Raw genomic sequence first — 1,364 nt, forward strand, 5'->3', positions numbered from 1 at the left:
TCATCCATATCTTTTTAAAAGTCTTGCTTTTTCACGTCCCCAATCGCGTTTTTTTTCCGTTTCGCGCTTATCATGAAGCTTTTTCCCTCGCGCTAGAGCGATCTCCAACTTAACGCGCCCTCGTTCATTAAAATAAAGTTTGAGAGGAACAAGTGTCATTCCTTCACGAGACGTTGCATTAAAAAAACGTGCCATCTCACGTTTTGAAAGTAATAATTTGCGCAAACGTCGTGGTTCATGATTAAAACGATTAGCCTGCGTATATTCAGGAATATAGCTGTTTACTAACCATAATTCCCCATTCTCAAAACTCGCATAGCTTTCAGCAATATTAGCATGATTGGAACGTAAGGACTTCACTTCCGCTCCCTGAAGGACAAGACCAGCCTCGAGATTATTAAGGATTTCAAAATTAAAACGTGCTTTACGATTGTCAGCAATTATTTTCCGTACGGGCGCGTTCTTTTTTTTATTCATGACTTTTTCAATATCATTTTATGCTTTTAAAAGACCAGCATGGCTGAGGGCTACATCAATAACCTTCTTTGTGCTCTCTGTTAATGGAACAATCGGAGAACGTACAGTCTCACCACAAAGCCCCAATTTTGTAGCAGCATATTTAATCCCTGCTGGGCTAGGTTCAATAAACACAGCACGATTGAGAGGCATGAGGCGATCATTTAATTCTCGTGCTGTTTTATAATCACCACGAAAACACGCAGCTTGAAGCTCTGCACAAAGCTTTGGAGCAACATTCGAGGAAACCGAAATACACCCCATACCTCCATGTGCATTAAATCCTAACGCTGTACAATCATCACCGGAAAGCTGCATAAAATCCTTGCCACACTTTTCACGTTGCTCACTAACGCGCTCAATTCTGCTCGTCGCATCCTTAACACCAACGATATTTTTAAAATCTTGATAAAGATCTCTCATCGTTTCCACGGCCATATCGATAATAGAACGACCAGGGATATTATAAATTATAATCGGAATAGAAACAGCTTTGGCAATAGAAGAAAAATGCTTGTATAAACCAGATTGATTTGGTTTGTTGTAATAAGGAGTGACAACCAAAACTGCATCTGCACCAGCCTTTTCTGCATATTGTGCAAGCTCTATAGCCTCACTTGTGCTATTTGATCCCGCTCCCGCAATAACAGGAACACGCTTTGCGACCTGCTTGACACACAATTCTATAATTCGCCTATGTTCTTCATGACTTAAAGTTGCTGATTCACCTGTTGTCCCAACAGGGCTTACACCATTAATCCCTTGTGTAATCTGCCATTCAACAAAATCACAAAATGCCTTCTCATCAATTGCGCCCTTGTTATCAAACGGGGTGATAAGCGCAGTTA

General features: G+C 40.8%; 2 protein-coding genes. Both read right to left on the minus strand.

Annotated elements, in window-relative coordinates; genetic code table 11:
• Nucleotides 1–477: an SsrA-binding protein SmpB gene (gene smpB / locus ACFIO3_RS10345; protein ID WP_012231306.1), complete on the minus strand. Its 477-nt coding sequence runs from the start codon at nt 475–477 to the stop codon at nt 1–3.
• Between the two features lie 18 nt (nt 478–495).
• On the minus strand, nt 496–1,364 hold an 869-nt coding region (dapA, locus tag ACFIO3_RS10350; RefSeq protein ID WP_375704422.1), incomplete at its 5' end, for a 4-hydroxy-tetrahydrodipicolinate synthase.

This window comes from Bartonella sp. AD328YNZD, from assembly GCF_042196425.1.

What these genes read in the sequence shown, in the direction of transcription:
- smpB (WP_012231306.1), bottom strand. Translation starts at nt 477, where the DNA reads ATGAATAAAAAAAAGAACGCGCCCGTACGGAAAATAATTGCTGACAAT.